Here is a 16,402-nt window from a genome sequence, read left to right on the forward strand (position 1 = left end):
GTAACCTAGCGGGGGAATAATGATCGCCACGTTGACGAGGATCGCCGGCATATAGACGCCGCTGAGGAACAGCACATTGCCGGTGCCCCACGCGGCCTTATTGACCGGGCCGCCGAGGTCAAAGCAGATCATGCCGCCCAGCACCACCGCCAGCAGCACCGTGCTGGTGCCGTCTTCGGTCATCTGCTGCACCCAGGCCATCAGCGAGGTGTTCAGCCAGCTTAAGACGTCGCCCAGCAGCAGCAGCATTACCAGCACCTGCAGCCCGACGGTGATAAACGGCAGAATAATCAGCGGCACCGAGGTGGCCGCAGACCCGGTGATCTGCACTTTGCGTGAAACCCACTCAGAGGAGTAACCGGCCAGCAGCCCACCCAGCGCCGCGCCGAGAAAACCGGAGCCGGTCAGCGAGGCGATCAGCCCGGCGGTAAAACCGGCGGCCAGCCCTTTTTTCCCGGCGATGGAGTAGGCCACGTAGGCACCCAGCACGTAGTTCATCAGGCCGATGATTTTAAAACCGGTCTCCTGGGTCAGGTACAGCCAGTGGCTCAACCCGTCCTGTTCGGCAAAGGCATTGAGATCGGCGGCACCGAAGGCCAGGCCGATAATTTTCGCCACCGCCACCATCAGCGAACCGGCAATAATGACCGGCAGGGCGAAGGAGATCCCGGTCATCAGATGGTTCTTGATATCGACCATTATTTTTTTCATTGCGGCACCTGATTTATGATTGCTGACGGGCGGCAACCGCCGTCACGCATTTGGCGATCACCTCGGCCGCATGGCCGACGCACTGGCCGATTTTCACCCGGATAATCACTTTCCCGGCGAAGCGCTCCTCCTCTTCAATGGAGCGGTCGGCGGCGATAAGCACAAAATCGGCTGCGGCCACCTCCTGCGGGGTAATTTTATTCAGGATGCCCATCGCCCCCTGCTGCTCTATTTTGATCTGATGCCCCAGTTTGCTGCCCTCTTTCTCCAGCGATTTTGCCGCCATCGGCGTATGCGCCAGTCCGGCAATACAGGAAGTCACTCCGACAATATTCATGCGTCTTCCTCAATGGCAATGCGTGATTTCATAAATTCGAACAGCGCGTTTTCGCTTTCTGCAATGAACAGAAACTGCCGAAAATCATCCTCAACGATCTGGCTGGCCAGGCTGTTAATGATCTGCAGATGTAAAACCTTCGCCCCGGATTCCGGCACCAGTAAGCCGAAGATAATTTGTACCGGCTGGTCATCGAGGCTTTCCCACTCAATCGGCTGCGCCAGGCGAATAAAGATCACCCCGGCCTGGCTGACGTTGGCGGTTTTGGCGTGGGGAATGGCGATCTGATTTTCAAACCCGGTGGAGTACTGCTGCTCGCGCTGCCACAGGTCGGCCTCAATCGCGGCGGCGCTTTCCGCCCAGCCCTGCGCCACCGCATGGCCCGCCAGAAAGCGAAATATCTCCTGCTTACTGGTGAAGGCCTGGTTCAGAAAAATGTTCTCTCGTGCAATTAACATAAGGCGGCATCCCTTTGCGCGTGTCGGTTATTGTGAAGTCGAATCTCAGTCTAAACCGGCTGACGGCGGGGTACAGACAGCGGGTTTCCAGCCGAAGGTGGAAATGGCTTATTGATCGGGGGGCAAACAGTGAGGTAATTCAAATAATGTGGACGTTTTGTGATAGCGGCCGGGTTTTCAATCCACCCTTACCGCTGATTTTTAATATAAAAACTGTGAAGCGGAGGGATTTTTAGTGATGCCCACAGGGCTTTTATTCGCCATTGCAGGCAGGGAGCGTACGCCGATCCCTGTGCATCAGGGCTTCAGAGCGTCAGAATATGGCAACACACGCGGTACAGGCGGCACAGGGATAGTACAGCGACGATTGACAAAGCGGCAGCGTTTGACAAAATGCCCCTCCTTTATCGGTCACTCATTTAACGGCCACGTCGATACGACGCGGGCCCTCAGGTAAAACGCATATCGCGACTATGAACACTATCCCCGTTACCCAGCTTGCGGATACGCCCGCCGTCACCTGTTCCACCTGCGCCGCCTGCTGCTGCCAGCTGGAGGTGATGCTGATCACCGATACCGGGGTGCCGAAACGGTTTATCGATTACGATGACTGGGACAGTGAAGTGATGCTGCGGCTGGACGATGGCTGGTGTGCGGCGCTGGACCGCAACACCATGATGTGCACCATTTACGAAAACCGCCCGCTGATCTGCCGGGAATTCGAAATGGGTGCCGACGAGTGCATCACCGAACGCCAGGGGATGGCGACGGTGTATCGCTGAAGCCGCTTACAACCGGCGCTTGCGTCAGGCTGCACAACAGATAACCGGTACGGCATAAAATCTCCGCCCGCCGGGCGAGAATAAACGGTCTATTGGTTTCACCGTGGCCGAATACCGGGTAATAGTAGACGGGATAACTCACCCGCCCGGCAAAATCCTTAATCACCTGACGATACAGGTGCTTCTCGCTTTCAGCTGCACCCATCGCATAGAACTGACCAAAAATCACCGCCTTTGGATGGAAGTTTTTGCTGTACGTCAGCTGATGCAGCGTTCTGTCCAGTTGTTTGGCGGTGACGTTGGTATCCTCCAGCAATATGATTTTATTGGTGAAGAAGCATTCAGACTGGCAAAAGTTCTGGCTTCCGACATATCGCCGTCAGTAGTGGAACGAGGAAAATATGCATTAGCCGAATTAGAAAGGCGTAAGTAATTCCGTTACCACTAACCTGCCTCATGTTGATTTATATGCGCTATAAATGGGGAAGCAATTGGGAATTCTCGTTCCTCGTAACTGGCCGACTAGAAAAATAATAAATCAGGCAGCCAGGTGCCAAAGACGGAGTTTCCAGTCCATCATTCTTAAAACAGAATTTTGGAAATTTTGTGACCGTATATGCTGTTTACTTATGAAATCCGAGAGCTGTCTTTTTCATCGGAAGGTATTCAATCAATTGGAAACAATCGTCTTTAATTCCAGAATGGTTCCGTTTCCCAACCCTGGGGGAAACCGGTATCGGCCATGTGCCGCCTTGCCGCGGGGCTGCGTGCAAAAAGGCGCTGTACTTCCCCCTTCAGCTCGATCCCCGTTAAACCAAGCGACCTGATCATTTTGTGCATCACACAGATGGTCAGATAAGGTCGATACTGGTGTGTAGTAGTTATGCTCAACTCACCGGCTATCTGACTCGGCGCAGCAAGTTTGGCATTCCACAGGCGGCTATGATGTGCGCACCTGTTTCTGACGTCTCGCAGACGTTGAACCCAGTTTGTCAGCGCCTTAAAGTCATTCGCACCAAACTCTTTCGCCAGATTATCCAGTATTAAATTATCAGGTGTAGCCAGTTTTTTGAAATATGAAAAATCAATATTCTCAAATATCCTGAATAAGCTGCCAATGGTAATTAATTCGCTGGCTATCCAGAAGGGAGGAAGATCCGAAAACTGATTATGGATGTTGTTATGGTACTTGCTGCGGTAATTTCTTGCGTATAACTCTTTTTCGTAACTGAAGTCTGTCTGTATTTTTGCGCGTACACCGTCAATTTTCCCGGAACCTTGTTTTGTGAAAAAATAGGTGTCATCCAGATACCAGAATGGATTGTTTGAGTGGGATGATAAAGCATGATCGAGTCTGCTTCTCAGCTTAACTTCCAGCCGCGCAATCACGCCAAACAGTAACACCCGGAGCTTTTCGTCGAACCTGTATAGCTCCAGACCGTATTCAAAATATTCACCCTGCCTGTATTTTTTACCGCCAGGGCTGGCCGGATCTAACAGGGGATGAAGGTAGATTTTGAAATGGTAATAGCTAATCTGACTCAGCGTCATTTCTGCTTCAGCTTCATCAAGAAATTGAAGCTGTTTACGCTTCAGGTCTTTAACCAAATCGGCAGGTGTTCGATAGGGCTTGTTGTAAAGGGTTGTCGGCATAGCGGTATCATCCCTGAAAAAGCAAAAAAAAGCCCACTAACTTCCCCGAGGGGTCGTTGCAGGCATCATTAAGACCTATAGTATTCTTTCTGCGTAATGCGTCAATAGTTTTATCACTTAAAAATGTCCTTTTTGCGTACAGGTCAGAACGGTTTATCTGCCCAGTACCGTACCACTCACACCGTACCTTCACTTCGCTGTATCAGGGTGACTTTGCGATCCATAGCCGCGCATTGCCAACACTCCGGAATTCAATCCTGGCAGCGCACCCAATCCCCAAAGTGAGTCTCCTCTTTCCATGTACGGCAACTCATGCCAACCGAAAGGCTGGCACGTAAAAGAGGCTAAAGGGGGGTGACGGCTCCCACTTCATGCTGGAAAACATACGGGTCGGAGAGCAGCTCGAACTCTTCATCGTCCGGGTAGGTCACCGCCACATGATAGTTTTCTCCGGCGAAGGCCTTTACCGACTGCAGATCCTGCCAGTAAGTGGCCAGAAAGAAGTGCTCCCAACCGCCCTGGGTTTCCCTGCGGACATATGCACCTTTGTTGCCGGGGATGCTTCCTGAATGCTCTACCCCTGTCTTTTCCAGGTGTCTGGCAAACCCTTCAGCATGTTTAAGCGGAACACATCCGTGCCAGGTCCTTACAATCATTAGCGTTTCCTCTTTATGTGGCAAAGAGTTAACCCTATCACTCTGAGCACCATTTGTGTATTTTTTGCAGTACTGTCCCCTGCCCGCACGATCTCCATCCCACACACGCCCTCGCAATCCCTGCCACCGGGCAGCGACTCCCCACTGATTTGGATCACAGAGACCGTTTAGCATGAAGGCTGTTGAGGGATCACTGCCGATTTAAAAGCAGATCGCAGATTTGGGCTGACTCAGGTTTTATTTAATTCGCTCGCTAACCTGCCAGGAGTTATTCAACAAAGTTGTGAAGGGCAAAAATGACCAGCAGCCCCCCTCCGCAGGTGTTGACGTATTTTTTTAACCGGGCTGGATTGCTCTTTTTTGCTGAAAAAATCAGGATGTAGCTGATAACGATAAGCCAGAGGCTCATGACCAGCACGTGCACGGAGGCTAAGGTCAGGTAATTGCCAACGCCCCCCTGCTTGCCAGCAAACTGGGAGACAACGGTCAGATAGAAAATGATGGCTTTAGGATTCAGAACGTTGGCAAGCCACGCCTCTTTTACCGTAACGGCAGACAGGCTTTTTTTGAGTTGAGTGGGCCTGGCATCCAGGCCACTACGGATGAGCATCATCCCTAACCAAAGAAGATAGAGGGTTCCCGCAATTTTCAGAAAACCATATACCGCCGGAGACGAGACAATCACGGCAGTTATGCCGAGTCCGATCAACAGCGCATGGGTGTAGATACCCAATGCTGTGCCGGCAAGGGTTCTGCAAAGTCCGCTGCGTCCACCGGCCAGTGCGCTGCTCATAACAAGCGTGAAGCTTGCGCCGGGAGAGAGTGCAACGGGCAATAGTGCTGGAATAAAGCCGGTCAGATTGATGTCCATATGCTCCATTTAGCCCGTTCTGGGGAAGAGTTTTGCGGTAAGTTTTTTCAGGCAAAAAAACGGGGGCCACCAGGGCCCCCGCTTTCACAATCACCCACTCACCACATTACATGTGAGAGATCATTGCATCGCCAAACTCTGAAGATTTCAGCAGCTTAGCGCCGTCCATCAGACGTTCGAAGTCATAGGTCACGGTCTTGGCTGCGATTGCGCCTTCCATGCCTTTGATGATCAGGTCTGCGGCTTCGAACCAGCCCAGGTGACGCAGCATCATTTCAGCGGACAGGATCACGGAACCTGGGTTCACTTTATCCTGGCCCGCGTACTTAGGTGCGGTACCGTGGGTGGCTTCGAACAGCGCGCACTCGTCACCGATGTTGGCGCCAGGAGCGATACCGATACCGCCAACCTGTGCAGCCAGGGCGTCAGAGATGTAGTCGCCGTTCAGGTTCATACAGGCGATCACGTCGTACTCGGCCGGACGCAGCAGGATCTGCTGCAGGAAGGCGTCGGCGATCACGTCTTTAATCACGATCTCTTTGCCGTTGTTCGGGTTCTTGATTTTCACCCACGGGCCGCCGTCGATCAGCTCGCCGCCGAACTCCTGACGCGCCAGTTCATAGCCCCAGTCCTTGAAGGCACCTTCGGTGAACTTCATGATGTTGCCTTTGTGAACCAGGGTCACTGAGTCACGGTCGTTGGTGATCGCATATTCGATCGCCGCACGTACCAGGCGCTTGGTGCCTTCTTCTGAACACGGCTTAACGCCGATACCGCACTGCTCAGGGAAGCGAATTTTCTTCACGCCCATCTCTTCGCGCAGGAACTTGATCACTTTCTCGGCTTCCGGCGTACCCGCTTTCCACTCGATACCGGCATAGATGTCTTCGGCGTTTTCGCGGAAGATCACCATATCGGTATCCTGTGGGCGTTTTACCGGGCTTGGGGTGCCGGTGTAGTAACGCACCGGACGCAGGCAGATGTAGAGGTCTAACTGCTGGCGCAGGGCCACGTTCAGGGAGCGAATACCGCCGCCGACCGGGGTGGTCAGTGGGCCTTTGATGGCCACGCGATACTCTTTAATCAGTTCGAGGGTCTCTTCCGGCAGCCAGACGTCCTGACCGTACAGCTCTACGGATTTCTCACCGGTGTAAATTTCCATCCAGGAGATTTTACGCTCACCGTTGTAAGCTTTCTTCACGGCGGCGTCGACAACTTTGATCATCACCGGGGAAACGTCTACCCCAATGCCATCACCTTCAATAAACGGGATGATTGGATTGTTAGGTACGTTCAGTTTTCCCTGATCCAGGGTGATTTTCTGACCTTCCGCCGGAACAACTACTTTGCTTTCCATCAACCTCTCCTTCGAGCGCTTTTTTGTTAATGACTTGTAAGATGCGCGTCAATACTACTCGAATATTGACTCTGCGCCAATCCTCTGAAGATTGAGGTATAATGCGCCTATTGTTCTCAAGTGCAAAGACCATGCGAAAAACTTCTGTTGCTAATCACCGCGTTAAACGCTCCAGCCCGCCACAGCGCCGCCCGGCTGCCCCCAAAGGGCCCCGCTGCGTGGTGCTGTTTAATAAACCCTTTGATGTGCTGCCGCAGTTCAGCGACGAAGCGGGGCGGCGCACGCTGAAGGATTATGTTCCGCAGGCGGGGATCTATGCCGCCGGGCGGCTGGATCGCGACAGCGAAGGGCTGATGGTGCTGACCAACGACGGCGCGCTGCAGGCGCAGCTGACCCAGCCCGGTAAGCGCACCGGCAAAATTTATTATGTGCAGGTGGAGGGCGAGCCGGCGGAGAGCGATCTGCAGGCGCTGCGCAGCGGCGTGGTGCTGAACGATGGCCCTACCCTGCCCGCCGGCGTGGAGCAGGTGGCCGAACCGGCGTGGCTGTGGCCGCGCAATCCGCCGATCCGTGAGCGGAAGTCGATTCCCACCTGCTGGCTAAAAATCACGTTGTCTGAGGGGCGTAACCGCCAGGTGCGGCGAATGACCGCCCATATCGGTTTCCCGACCCTGCGCCTGATTCGCTTCTCAATGGGCGCGCTGCAGTTACAGGGGCTGGCACCCGGCGAGTGGCGCGATATTACCGACCAAATTTAACGCTGACCGCCCCCTGGCGCGCAGCAACCGGAGCCTGAAATGTTTAAACCCCACGTTACCGTCGCCACCGTCGTACAGGCCGAAGGCCAGTTCCTGGTGGTGGAAGAGCGGGTGCGCGGCCGCGCCACGCTGAACCAGCCCGCCGGGCATCTGGAGGCCAACGAAACGCTGTTACAGGCCGCCGTGCGTGAGCTGTCGGAAGAGACCGGCATTGATGCCGTTCCGCAGGCCTTTCTGGCGATGCATCAGTGGATCGCGCCGGATAATACGCCGTTCCTGCGTTTCCTGTTCAGCCTGGATCTCCCGGCGATGGTCGAGACCTACCCACAGGATAAAGATATCGACCGCTGCTGGTGGCTGCCGCCGGAGGAGATCCTCACCTCGAAGAAGCTGCGATCGCCACTGGTGGCGGAAAGCCTGCGTATTTACCAGCAGGGAACCCGTCATCCGCTGGCCCTGCTCAGCGCCTTTCAGTGGCCGTTTAGCGAGGATGCGCGCGCCAGCAACGCATGATAGAATATGCCGCAATTTTATCAGAGCCGCCTTTAACGGCTCCTTAAAACCTCAGGTTGGGTATTAAATGTCGAACAGTATGAACAGCCAGAAAAAAGTGATCGTCGGGATGTCCGGCGGCGTGGACTCCTCCGTTTCTGCCTGGCTGCTGATGCAGCAGGGTTATCAGGTCGAAGGCCTGTTTATGAAAAACTGGGAGGAGGATGATGGCGAAGAGTACTGTACGGCAGCCACCGACCTGGCTGACGCACAGGCGGTGTGTGACAAATTAGGGATCCATCTGCACACCATCAACTTCGCCGCTGAATACTGGGACAACGTCTTCGAGCACTTCCTGGAAGAGTACAAGGCCGGACGCACGCCTAACCCGGACATCCTGTGCAATAAAGAGATCAAATTTAAAGCCTTCCTGGAGTTTGCAGCCGAAGACCTTGGCGCGGACTTTATCGCCACCGGCCACTACGTGCGCCGCCATGACGTTGACGGTAAAAGTCAGCTGCTGCGCGGGCTGGACGGCAACAAAGACCAGAGCTACTTCCTCTACACCTTAGGCAGCGACCAGATCGCGCAGAGCCTGTTCCCGGTCGGCGATCTGCCGAAGCCGGAAGTGCGCCGCATTGCAGAACAGCTGGAGCTGGTCACCGCGAAGAAAAAAGACTCCACCGGCATCTGTTTTATCGGCGAGCGCAAGTTCACCGAGTTCCTGCGTCGCTATCTGCCCGCGCAGCCCGGCCCGATTGTCTCCGTAGCCGGTGATACCGTCGGTCAGCACCAGGGGCTGATGTACCACACCCTCGGCCAGCGCAAAGGCTTAGGCATTGGCGGCACCAAAGATCACGGCGAGGAGCCGTGGTACGTGGTGGATAAAGACGTGGCGAACAACGTGCTGGTGGTGGCTCAGGGCCACGATCACCCGCGCCTGATGTCGGTCGGCCTTGTTGCCCAGCAGCTGCACTGGGTGGATCGCACGCCGCTTACCGCCCCGCTGCGCTGCGTGGTGAAAACCCGCTATCGTCAGGAAGATATCCCCTGCACCGTCACGCCGCTGGACGATGAGCGCATTGAGGTGCGTTTTGATCTGCCGGTGGCGGCGGTGACGCCGGGCCAGTCCGCGGTGTTTTATCTGGATGACGTCTGCCTCGGCGGCGGTATTATTGAACAGCGTCTGCCGCTGGTTACTGCATAAAGCCGGGCCTCCCGCACGACGCGGGACGATAACAGGAGCCACCGTGGCAAAGAATTTTTATGATATTACCCTGGCACTGGCCGGCATCGGTCAGTCGGCGCATCTGGTACAGCAGCTGGCCCATCAGGGCAGCTGCCCGCCGGAGGCGCTGAAAGTGTCACTGAACAGCCTGCTGGATCTGAACCCGTCCTCCACGCTGGCGGTGTTTGGCAATGACGAGGCCAACCTGCAGTTTGGCCTGGAGACGCTGCTGGCGGTGCTGAACAGCAACAGCCGCCAGGGGCTGGGCGCCGAGCTGACGCGCTACACGCTGAGCATGATGGTGCTGGAGCGCAAGCTCAGCGCCAGTAAAACCGCGCTTAACGAGCTCTCCAGCCGCATCGCGCAGCTTGACCGCCAGCTGGCGCATTACGATCTGGAGTCGGATACGCTGATTAGCGCCATGGCCGGCATCTACGTTGATGTGATCAGCCCGCTCGGCCCGCGTATTCAGGTCACCGGTTCACCGGCCGTGCTGCAGAATTCGCAGGTGCAGAGTAAAGTTCGTGCGGCACTGCTGGCGGGTATCCGCTCGGCGGTGCTGTGGCAGCAGGTTGGCGGTGGCCGCCTGCAGCTGATGTTTTCCCGTGGCCGTCTTGTTAACGAGGCGAAAGCGATTCTGGCCCGCCTGAACGGGACCCCAACCTGATGTTTACAACCGATCCAGGAGTTGCACCAATGGAATTATCCTCTCTGACCGCCGTCTCACCCGTTGATGGCCGTTACGGCGACAAAGTCAGCCCCCTGCGCGGCATTTTCAGCGAGTTCGGCCTGCTGAAGTTCCGCGTTGAGGTTGAAGTTCGCTGGTTACAGAAGCTGGCGACCTGCGCAGAGATCAGGGAAGTTCCTGCATTTGACGCCGACGCAAACGCTTACCTTGATGCAATCGTCAGCAGCTTCAGCGAAGAAGACGCCGCGCGGATTAAAACTATCGAGCGCACCACCAACCATGATGTGAAAGCGGTTGAATACTTCCTCAAGGAGAAAGTGGAGAGCGTACCTTCCCTGCATGCGGTGTCAGAATTTATCCACTTCGCCTGTACCTCAGAAGACATTAACAACCTGTCGCACGCGCTGATGCTGGAAACGGCACGTCGCGAGGTGATCGTGCCGTACTGGAACAAGATCATCGCCGCAGTCAAGGATCTGGCTGTGCAGTACCGTGATATCCCGCTGCTCTCACGCACCCACGGTCAGCCTGCCACCCCGTCCACCCTCGGTAAAGAGATGGCCAACGTTGCCTACCGCTTCGAACGCCAGCTGCGTCAGCTGGAGCGCATTGAAGTGCTGGGTAAAATCAACGGCGCGGTCGGCAACTATAACGCCCACATCGCCGCGTATCCGGAAGTAGACTGGCACCAGCTGAGCGAAGAGTTTGTCACCTCGCTGGGCATTACCTGGAACCCGTACACCACCCAGATCGAGCCGCACGACTACATTGCCGAGCTGTTTGACTGCATGGCGCGCTTTAACACCATCCTGATCGACTTCGATCGCGACGTGTGGGGCTATATCGCACTGAACCACTTTAAGCAGAAAACCATCGCCGGCGAAATCGGTTCTTCCACCATGCCGCATAAGGTTAACCCGATTGACTTCGAAAACTCCGAAGGCAACCTCGGCCTGGCCAACGCCGTGATGCAGCATCTGGCCAGCAAACTGCCGGTTTCCCGCTGGCAGCGTGACCTGACCGACTCCACCGTGCTACGCAACCTCGGCGTCGGCGTCGGCTACGCGCTGATCGCTTACCAGGCCACCCTGAAAGGCATCTCCAAGCTGGAAGTGAACCGCGACCGCCTGCTGGCCGAGCTGGACAGCAACTGGGAAGTGCTGGCCGAGCCGATCCAGACCGTGATGCGTCGTTACGGCATTGAGAAGCCGTACGAGAAGCTGAAAGAGCTGACCCGTGGCAAGCGCGTGGACGCCGAAGGCATGAAGGCGTTTATCGACGGCCTGGCGCTGCCGGAAGATGAAAAAACCCGCCTGAAGCAGATGACCCCGGCTAACTACCTTGGCCGCGCGATTCAGATGGTTGACGATCTGAAGTAATTTCCCCTGCGGGCCGTGTTTAGCGGCCCGCGTTAATCTGCTGTTTACCCCCTTTCACCTATACTGTTCCCGGTTTATGCTGGTGAACAGCGACGTCGTTTCTAAAGGAAAGAGCTATGCGAGTGTTAGTGGTGGAAGATAATCAACTACTGCGTCATCACCTGGCGGTACAGCTGCGGGATATGGGGCACCAGGTGGATGCGGCCGAAGATGCCAAAGAGGCGGATTATTTTCTCAGTGAGCACACGCCGGATATTACCCTGGTCGATCTCGGGCTGCCGGATGAAGACGGCATGGCGCTGATCCGCCGCTGGCGCAGTGAAGACGTACGCCAGCCGATTCTGGTGCTCACCGCCCGTGACGGCTGGCAGGCCAAAGTCGAGGCGCTGGAAGCCGGGGCCGATGATTACGTTACCAAACCCTTTCATATTGAAGAGGTGGTCGCACGGATGCAGGCGCTGATGCGCCGCAACAGCGGGCTGGCGTCACAGATTATTACCCTGGCCCCGTTCCAGATCGACCTCTCCCGCCGTGAGCTGACGGTCAATGAAAACCAGATCAAACTGACTGCCTTTGAGTACACCATTATCGAAACGCTGATCCGCAACGCCGGTAAAGTGGTCAGTAAAGATTCGCTGATGCTGCAGCTCTACCCGGACGCCGAGCTGCGCGAGAGCCACACCATCGACGTATTAATGGGCCGCCTGCGTAAGAAAATTCAGGCCGAGCACAGCGCGGAAGTGATCACCACGGTACGCGGTCAGGGCTACCGCTTCGACCTGTAACCCGATGAACCTGTTCTGGCGCAAAAAGCCGCTGTCGCTGCGGTTCCGTTTCCTGCTGGCCACCGCGGCGGTGGTGCTGATCATGTCCCTCTCTTACGGCATGGTCGCCGTGGTCGGCTACGTGGTCAACTTCGATAAAAACACCTACCGTGTCCTGCGCAGCGAAAGCAACCTGTTCTTTACCCTCGCACAGTGGCAGGACGGCCGGCTGAGCATCGTGCAGCCCGAGCGGATGACGCTCAACTTTCCGGCGCTGGTGTTTATCTATGACAGAAACGGCAAGCTGCTGTGGCAGCAGCGTGACGTGCCGGATATCAGCAGCAAAATCCGCCCCGAATGGCTGGATAAATCAGACTTCTACGAAATCGATACCAATAACCGAACCAGCCGCGAAGTGCTGGGCAACGACCGCGACGCGCAGAATAAACTGACCGCCTACGACGATGATGGCAACGACACCTTTACCCACTCGGTGGCGGTCAACCGCTACGAGGCCAGCGCCAACCTGCCGCCGCTGACCATTGTGGTGGTCGACTCCATTCCGCAGGAGCTGCAGCACTCCGACGTGGTCTGGTCGTGGTTCAGCTACGTACTGCTGGCCAACCTGCTGCTGATTATTCCTCTGCTGTGGCTGGCGGCGCACTGGAGCCTGCGGCCAATTGGCGCGCTGGCCCGCCAGGTGCATGAGCTGGAGAACGGCACCCGCGACGCGCTCGACCCGGCCCCCCCGCAGGAGCTGAAAAGCCTGGTCCGTAACCTCAACCTGCTGCTGGACAACGAGCGCCAGCGCTACACCCGCTATCGCACCACCCTCAGTGACCTGACCCACAGCCTGAAAACGCCGCTGGCGGTACTGCAAACCACCCTGCGCTCGCTGCGCAACGGCAGAAATCTGTCGGTGGAGCAGGCCGAGCCGATTATGCTGGAGCAGATCAGCCGCATCTCGCAGCAGATCGGCTACTACCTGCACCGCGCCAGCATGCAGGCCGACCACCACGCGCTGAAGCGCGATCTGCACTCGGTACCGGCGCTGCTCGACGGGCTGTGTTCGGCGCTGAATAAGGTCTACCAGCGTAAGGGCGTGGTGCTGACGCTGGATATCTCGCCCGAACTGGTGTTCGTCGGCGAGCAGAATGATTTTATGGAAGTGATGGGCAACGTGCTGGATAACGCCTGTAAATATTGCCTGGAGTTTGTTGAGATCAGCGCCCATCTTACCGAGAATTCGCTGCTGCTGATCGTCGAAGACGACGGGCCGGGCATCCCGGAAAGCAAACGTGACCTGGTGTTTATACGCGGCCAGCGTGCCGACACCCTACGCCCCGGCCAGGGGCTGGGGCTGGGGCTGGCGCGTGAGATCCTTGAACAGTACAGCGGCGAAATCAGCGCCCATGAAAGCCCGCTCGGCGGCGCGAGGATGGAGGTCATTTTCCGCCGTCAGGAAGTGCTGCACGGCATCCCTTAGTCCTCGGACAGCGGCGGCCTGACAGGAACGGCCGCCGATGCACCCAGCGTTAATCCCCACCTGCTGATGACATTACCCCCCGGCTGCCCTGCCCTGTTATACTCTTTGCACATTGCCGCTGCACTCAGCCGTTTCAGGAAATTATCATGGATTATCAGCTCGACCTTAACTGGCCCGAATTTATTCAGCGCTACTGGCAAAAACGCCCGGTGGTACTGAAACGTGGTTTTAAAAACTTTGTTGATCCGATCTCCCCGGACGAACTGGCCGGGCTGGCGATGGAAAATGAAGTCGACAGCCGGCTGGTCAGCCATGACGAGGGAAAATGGCAGGTGGCTCACGGCCCGTTTCAGAGCTACGACCACCTGGGTGAGAACAACTGGTCACTGCTGGTGCAGGCCGTTGACCACTGGCACGCGCCGTCTGCCGCGCTGATGCGCCCGTTCCGCTTCCTGCCCGACTGGCGTACCGACGACCTGATGATCTCCTTCTCGGTGCCCGGCGGCGGCGTCGGCCCGCATTTCGACCAGTACGACGTATTTATTATCCAGGGCACCGGCCGCCGCCGCTGGCGCGTGGGTGAAAAAGCCGAGCTGAAACAGCACTGTCCGCACCCGGACCTGCTGCAGGTCGAGCCGTTCGACGCAATTATCGATGAAGAGATGGAGCCGGGCGATATCCTCTATATTCCACCGGGGTTCCCGCACGAAGGCTACTCGCTGGAGAGCGCGATTAACTACTCCGTTGGCTTCCGTGCGCCGAGCGGCCGTGAGCTGATCAGCGGCTTTGCCGACCATGTGCTCTCCCGCGAGCTGGGCAGCCACCGCTTCAGCGATCCGGACGTGCAGCCGCGCGAAAACCCGGCGGAGATCCTGCCGTCCGAGCTGGAAGGCATCCGCCAGATGATGCTTAACGTCATCGACCAGCCGGGTCAGTTTAACCAGTGGTTTGGTGAGTTTATCTCGCAGTCGCGCCACGAACTGGATATCGCCCCGCCGGAGCCGCCTTACCAGCCGGACGAGATCTATGACGCGCTGCAGCAGGGCGACGAGCTGACCCGCCTGGGCGGACTGCGCGTGGTGTCAATCGGCGAGGCGGTGTTTATCAACGGTGAACAGCTTGATTCGCCGCACCGCGCCGCGCTGACCGCGCTGGCTCATCAGCTGACCCTGGGCCAGGCGCAGTTTGGCGACGCGCTGGACGACCCGTCGTTCCTCGCCCAGCTGGCGGCGCTGGTCAACAGCGGCTACTGGTATTTCGGCGACGAGGAGTAAGGCGATGAACCGCGAGCGCTGGGCGCAGGTCGACGGCTGGCTGGTGGAAACGCTGCTGCCGCAGGATGACGGGCTCAGCGCGGCGCTGGCGGCCAACCAGGCGGCGGGCCTGCCCGCCATCGACGTGGCGCCGAACCAGGGCAAGCTGCTCAACCTGTTCGCCAGAATGATCGGCGCAAAGCGGGTTCTGGAGATCGGCACCCTCGGCGGCTACAGCACGCTGTGGCTGGCGAAGGCGCTGCCGGAAGACGGTCAGGTGTTTACGCTGGAGTTTCAGCCGCACCACGCGGCGGTAGCGGTGGAGAATATCCGCCGCGCCGGGCTGGCCGATCGGGTCACCGTGCTGGTCGGCCCGGCGCTGGAGAGCCTGCCGCAGCTGGCCTCGTCTGCGCCCTTCGATCTGGTGTTTATTGATGCCGATAAGCAGAATAACCCCGCCTACCTGGAGTGGGCGCTTAAATACTCCCGGCCGGGCACGCTGATTATTGGTGATAATGTGGTGCGCAACGGCAAAGTCGCCGACGGCGACACCACCGACTGGAATATTCAGGGCGTACGCGACTTCCTGCGGCTGATCGGCAACGATCCGCGGCTGGAGGCTACCGCGCTGCAAACCGTGGGCGAAAAGGGCTGGGATGGCTTTGTGCTGGCGCGGGTGAAGTAACGCGCTGTATAAATATGAATTTCCGTTAGATGAGAGGCAACACAACTTCGTTTATCACTTTGAGTGCCAGGATGAATTCACGCGTGAATACGGGTACCAAAAAAAAATTTAATCAGGGCCTGGACTGGTACCGGTTAGCATAAGGCACCATCATAGCCAGCGATACCAGCACGCCGCAGAGGGCGCTGAAAATCATTGAAAAGATAAACAGATCGGTATCGCGCAGCGGATTGGTTAAGTCAAGCAGCACCACGATATAGAACAGGCTGGAGGCCAGCGTTACGCTGGAGAATACCTGTTCAGCTTTGTTCTTCAGTGTGCTGAATGAGAATGGCGGCGTTTTATCTGACCGCCAGTCCCAGACAACATGCATCACCAGATAACTTACACATATCACTATATAGAAGTGGCACAGCTGCTGGTGATCGTGCGGGAAGTACCAGGCAGGCTGCATTACCGGGACTTCCAGGCGGCAAAAATATACAACGATGCCAGCACGGCAGCGCCCCAGGCTGCCCCGCTGTACATGACGTGGGTGGTCAGCTCAACCGAAGGTGCAATCAGCGGGACAAATCCGGACAGGCCAAACCCCCAGCCCGCCCCGCCGAATGTGGCTTTCAACAAGGTAATTAAACTGAAATCCATGCTCACCTCTCTTAGTTATTTCCGTAATAAACAGCAGAATCGCTGCAACGCAGAAAATAATAACGCGGTGAACAGAAATTAAAATCGTAAAATATCCAGTGACACCCACACAAATTCTGTTTTACGAGGCGTACCGCAAAAAATGTGTGGGCTGAACCGCTATTACATGCGTAATGCCGGGAAGCGTTCCAGTAATAAA

Annotated in this window: 20 protein-coding genes; 10 read left to right on the top strand and 10 right to left on the bottom strand. The window is 56.7% G+C overall.

Going from position 1 to position 16,402, the window contains the following annotated elements; genetic code table 11:
• The 3 genes from NV64_RS23715 to NV64_RS16635 all read right to left on the bottom strand — a co-directional run.
• Window positions 1-711: PTS transporter subunit EIIC (locus NV64_RS23715; RefSeq protein WP_369878899.1), on the bottom strand; the 711-nt coding region annotated here is incomplete at its 3' end.
• Between the two features lie 13 nt (window positions 712-724).
• Window positions 725-1,048, bottom strand: coding sequence for a PTS fructose transporter subunit IIB (locus NV64_RS16630; protein ID WP_056232838.1), 324 nt, complete (start codon window positions 1,046-1,048; stop codon window positions 725-727).
• Entirely contained in the window at window positions 1,045-1,506 is a 462-nt protein-coding gene (locus tag NV64_RS16635; protein WP_056232840.1) for a PTS sugar transporter subunit IIA, read from the bottom strand. The genes NV64_RS16630 and NV64_RS16635 overlap by 4 nt, the downstream gene beginning before the upstream one ends.
• A 473-nt stretch (window positions 1,507-1,979) precedes the next feature.
• Here NV64_RS16635 and NV64_RS16640 point away from each other — a divergent pair, with 473 nt between their 5' ends.
• Complete coding sequence (locus NV64_RS16640; protein WP_056232842.1) at window positions 1,980-2,288, top strand: YkgJ family cysteine cluster protein; 309 nt, start codon at window positions 1,980-1,982, stop codon at window positions 2,286-2,288.
• Here NV64_RS16640 and NV64_RS16645 read toward each other — a convergent pair.
• The 5 genes from NV64_RS16645 to icd all read right to left on the bottom strand — a co-directional run bounded on the left by NV64_RS16645 (window position 2,251) and on the right by icd (window position 6,825).
• Window positions 2,251-2,604 (bottom strand): hypothetical protein, encoded by a 354-nt coding sequence (locus NV64_RS16645; protein WP_233209016.1) that lies wholly within the window; start codon window positions 2,602-2,604, stop codon window positions 2,251-2,253. The two genes, NV64_RS16640 and NV64_RS16645, sit on opposite strands and share 38 nt — an antisense overlap.
• A 374-nt stretch (window positions 2,605-2,978) precedes the next feature.
• A complete protein-coding gene (locus NV64_RS16650; protein WP_101506352.1) occupies window positions 2,979-3,941 on the bottom strand; it encodes an Abi family protein in 963 nt (320 codons plus the stop codon).
• Between the two features lie 344 nt (window positions 3,942-4,285).
• Window positions 4,286-4,597 (bottom strand): hypothetical protein, encoded by a 312-nt coding sequence (locus NV64_RS16655; RefSeq protein ID WP_101506353.1) that lies wholly within the window; start codon window positions 4,595-4,597, stop codon window positions 4,286-4,288.
• 268 nt (window positions 4,598-4,865) lie between these two features.
• Window positions 4,866-5,468, bottom strand: a complete 603-nt coding sequence (locus NV64_RS16660; RefSeq protein WP_101506359.1) for a LysE family translocator — start codon at window positions 5,466-5,468, stop codon at window positions 4,866-4,868.
• A 106-nt stretch (window positions 5,469-5,574) separates the two neighbouring features.
• Window positions 5,575-6,825, bottom strand: a complete 1,251-nt coding sequence (icd, locus tag NV64_RS16665; RefSeq protein WP_056232847.1) for an NADP-dependent isocitrate dehydrogenase — start codon at window positions 6,823-6,825, stop codon at window positions 5,575-5,577.
• A 101-nt stretch (window positions 6,826-6,926) separates the two neighbouring features.
• Here icd and rluE point away from each other — a divergent pair, with 101 nt between their 5' ends.
• From rluE to NV64_RS16710, 9 genes are all read left to right on the top strand, one after another.
• Window positions 6,927-7,583 carry a 23S rRNA pseudouridine(2457) synthase RluE gene (gene rluE, locus NV64_RS16670; RefSeq protein ID WP_101506354.1) on the top strand — a complete coding sequence of 219 codons (657 nt, stop codon included), beginning with the start codon at window positions 6,927-6,929 and terminating at the stop codon, window positions 7,581-7,583.
• Between the two features lie 39 nt (window positions 7,584-7,622).
• Window positions 7,623-8,096, top strand: coding sequence for an NUDIX domain-containing protein (locus NV64_RS16675; RefSeq protein ID WP_101506355.1), 474 nt, complete (start codon window positions 7,623-7,625; stop codon window positions 8,094-8,096).
• A 67-nt stretch (window positions 8,097-8,163) separates the two neighbouring features.
• Window positions 8,164-9,282 (top strand): tRNA 2-thiouridine(34) synthase MnmA, encoded by a 1,119-nt coding sequence (gene mnmA / locus NV64_RS16680; protein ID WP_233209017.1) that lies wholly within the window; start codon window positions 8,164-8,166, stop codon window positions 9,280-9,282.
• Between the two features lie 43 nt (window positions 9,283-9,325).
• Window positions 9,326-9,970 (top strand): high frequency lysogenization protein HflD, encoded by a 645-nt coding sequence (hflD, locus tag NV64_RS16685; protein ID WP_056232854.1) that lies wholly within the window; start codon window positions 9,326-9,328, stop codon window positions 9,968-9,970.
• A gap of 29 nt (window positions 9,971-9,999) precedes the next feature.
• Window positions 10,000-11,370 carry an adenylosuccinate lyase gene (gene purB, locus NV64_RS16690; protein ID WP_056232857.1) on the top strand — a complete coding sequence of 457 codons (1,371 nt, stop codon included), beginning with the start codon at window positions 10,000-10,002 and terminating at the stop codon, window positions 11,368-11,370.
• A gap of 116 nt (window positions 11,371-11,486) precedes the next feature.
• Window positions 11,487-12,155, top strand: a complete 669-nt coding sequence (gene phoP, locus NV64_RS16695) for a two-component system response regulator PhoP (protein ID WP_056232859.1) — start codon at window positions 11,487-11,489, stop codon at window positions 12,153-12,155.
• A 4-nt stretch (window positions 12,156-12,159) separates the two neighbouring features.
• Window positions 12,160-13,620: a two-component system sensor histidine kinase PhoQ gene (gene phoQ, locus NV64_RS16700; RefSeq protein ID WP_056232861.1), complete on the top strand. Its 1,461-nt coding sequence runs from the start codon at window positions 12,160-12,162 to the stop codon at window positions 13,618-13,620.
• Between the two features lie 146 nt (window positions 13,621-13,766).
• Complete coding sequence (locus NV64_RS16705; RefSeq protein ID WP_101506356.1) at window positions 13,767-14,894, top strand: cupin domain-containing protein; 1,128 nt, start codon at window positions 13,767-13,769, stop codon at window positions 14,892-14,894.
• A 4-nt stretch (window positions 14,895-14,898) separates the two neighbouring features.
• Complete coding sequence (locus NV64_RS16710) at window positions 14,899-15,558, top strand: O-methyltransferase (protein WP_056232865.1); 660 nt, start codon at window positions 14,899-14,901, stop codon at window positions 15,556-15,558.
• 112 nt (window positions 15,559-15,670) lie between these two features.
• Here NV64_RS16710 and NV64_RS16715 read toward each other — a convergent pair whose 3' ends face one another.
• Together NV64_RS16715 and NV64_RS16720 are read right to left on the bottom strand one after the other, a co-directional pair.
• Complete coding sequence (locus NV64_RS16715; RefSeq protein ID WP_056232867.1) at window positions 15,671-16,012, bottom strand: hypothetical protein; 342 nt, start codon at window positions 16,010-16,012, stop codon at window positions 15,671-15,673.
• Window positions 16,012-16,203 (bottom strand): hypothetical protein, encoded by a 192-nt coding sequence (locus tag NV64_RS16720; protein WP_056232869.1) that lies wholly within the window; start codon window positions 16,201-16,203, stop codon window positions 16,012-16,014. The genes NV64_RS16715 and NV64_RS16720 overlap by 1 nt, the downstream gene beginning before the upstream one ends.
• Between the last annotated feature and the right edge of the window lie 199 nt (window positions 16,204-16,402).

Source organism: Erwinia sp. B116 (assembly GCF_002865965.1).
Lineage (GTDB): Bacteria > Pseudomonadota > Gammaproteobacteria > Enterobacterales > Enterobacteriaceae > Erwinia.

Excerpts from the sequence above, each read along its gene's own strand:
- NV64_RS16630 (WP_056232838.1), bottom strand. The coding sequence starts at position 1,048 with ATGAATATTGTCGGAGTGACTTCCTGTATTGCCGGACTGGCGCATACG.
- NV64_RS16635 (WP_056232840.1), bottom strand. The coding sequence starts at position 1,506 with ATGTTAATTGCACGAGAGAACATTTTTCTGAACCAGGCCTTCACCAGT.
- NV64_RS16640 (WP_056232842.1), top strand. The coding sequence starts at position 1,980 with ATGAACACTATCCCCGTTACCCAGCTTGCGGATACGCCCGCCGTCACC.
- NV64_RS16650 (WP_101506352.1), bottom strand. The coding sequence starts at position 3,941 with ATGCCGACAACCCTTTACAACAAGCCCTATCGAACACCTGCCGATTTG.
- NV64_RS16655 (WP_101506353.1), bottom strand. The coding sequence starts at position 4,597 with ATGATTGTAAGGACCTGGCACGGATGTGTTCCGCTTAAACATGCTGAA.
- NV64_RS16660 (WP_101506359.1), bottom strand. The coding sequence starts at position 5,468 with ATGGACATCAATCTGACCGGCTTTATTCCAGCACTATTGCCCGTTGCA.
- icd (WP_056232847.1), bottom strand. The coding sequence starts at position 6,825 with ATGGAAAGCAAAGTAGTTGTTCCGGCGGAAGGTCAGAAAATCACCCTG.
- rluE (WP_101506354.1), top strand. The coding sequence starts at position 6,927 with ATGCGCCTATTGTTCTCAAGTGCAAAGACCATGCGAAAAACTTCTGTT.
- NV64_RS16675 (WP_101506355.1), top strand. The coding sequence starts at position 7,623 with ATGTTTAAACCCCACGTTACCGTCGCCACCGTCGTACAGGCCGAAGGC.
- mnmA (WP_233209017.1), top strand. The coding sequence starts at position 8,164 with ATGTCGAACAGTATGAACAGCCAGAAAAAAGTGATCGTCGGGATGTCC.
- purB (WP_056232857.1), top strand. The coding sequence starts at position 10,000 with ATGGAATTATCCTCTCTGACCGCCGTCTCACCCGTTGATGGCCGTTAC.
- phoP (WP_056232859.1), top strand. The coding sequence starts at position 11,487 with ATGCGAGTGTTAGTGGTGGAAGATAATCAACTACTGCGTCATCACCTG.
- phoQ (WP_056232861.1), top strand. The coding sequence starts at position 12,160 with ATGAACCTGTTCTGGCGCAAAAAGCCGCTGTCGCTGCGGTTCCGTTTC.
- NV64_RS16705 (WP_101506356.1), top strand. The coding sequence starts at position 13,767 with ATGGATTATCAGCTCGACCTTAACTGGCCCGAATTTATTCAGCGCTAC.
- NV64_RS16710 (WP_056232865.1), top strand. The coding sequence starts at position 14,899 with ATGAACCGCGAGCGCTGGGCGCAGGTCGACGGCTGGCTGGTGGAAACG.
- NV64_RS16715 (WP_056232867.1), bottom strand. The coding sequence starts at position 16,012 with ATGCAGCCTGCCTGGTACTTCCCGCACGATCACCAGCAGCTGTGCCAC.
- NV64_RS16720 (WP_056232869.1), bottom strand. The coding sequence starts at position 16,203 with ATGGATTTCAGTTTAATTACCTTGTTGAAAGCCACATTCGGCGGGGCG.